Source organism: Massilia sp. TSP1-1-2 (assembly GCF_049896185.1).
Lineage (GTDB): Bacteria > Pseudomonadota > Gammaproteobacteria > Burkholderiales > Burkholderiaceae_D > Telluria_A.
In genome coordinates this window covers 1-754 of record NZ_JAFCTU010000166.1, presented here as the reverse complement: position 1 = coordinate 754, position 754 = coordinate 1, and the positions used below count along the sequence as shown (strand labels likewise).

General features: G+C 55.2%; 1 protein-coding gene and 1 pseudogene. Both read right to left on the bottom strand.

Translation table 11 applies throughout. The features are described 5' to 3' along the window. Nucleotides 1-503: DUF1016 N-terminal domain-containing protein (locus ACP7BV_RS27505; RefSeq protein ID WP_426108088.1), on the bottom strand; the 503-nt coding region annotated here is incomplete at its 3' end. A 26-nt stretch (nucleotides 504-529) separates the two neighbouring features. After that, a pseudogene (locus ACP7BV_RS27500) lies at nucleotides 530-754 on the bottom strand (hypothetical protein); the annotation flags it as partial.

The window sequence follows — 754 nt, the reverse complement described above, 5'->3', positions numbered from 1 at the left end:
TCGAGCTGGCGCACCGACCAACCGCCGCGTATCGCCTCACTTTCGTAGAAGTCGCGGGCATGGGTATTTTTCAAGGAAAGCAGGCGGACATAGGCGGACCAAGGAAGTGGGAAACGTCGTGCGATTTTCTGCAGATTCAGGGATTCCAACAAGAGCGGTGACGACGCAGCACTCTCTTCGCCCGCGCCAACATCCAATTGTGCAGACGGCGTCTGCACAATTGGCCACGACAGGTAAAATTGGCGCATCTGGTCAATGTTTCTCTTTGAATACCCACGACCAAAGCGTACTGTCAAATCTTCGGCAAGGCGGCCAATCAGACCTTCGCCATAAGCGGCACGCTTCGTTCCGCCCTGCTCGAATTCGACAATGTTGCGTCCGATCTCCCAATATGTCGCGGTCATAACGGCATTGACGCTGCGGGCAGCAACACGGCGGGATTCCTCAAGGAGTCCGACAATACGTGAACAAATTGCACCGTAATTTTCAATCCGAGAGGTCATCGCGCATTCCCTTGTATGGCGCCGATTCAGACTCCGGCGAGCTTTGCGCCGATGAAGCCGCCCAAGGTTCCGGCTGCGAAGGCGAATCCGATCAGCATCAATGCCAAGCGTTTTGTTTTATTCTCAAGAATCGCGTTGACCGAGACAATCTGAGCTGCGCCATTGTTGAGTTGGTTTCCAATCAACGCGGCGGCATGCCTCGCCGATGATGTAGAGTTCAGCCGCCAGGAGGTCAAAGGTGCCACCGTCCG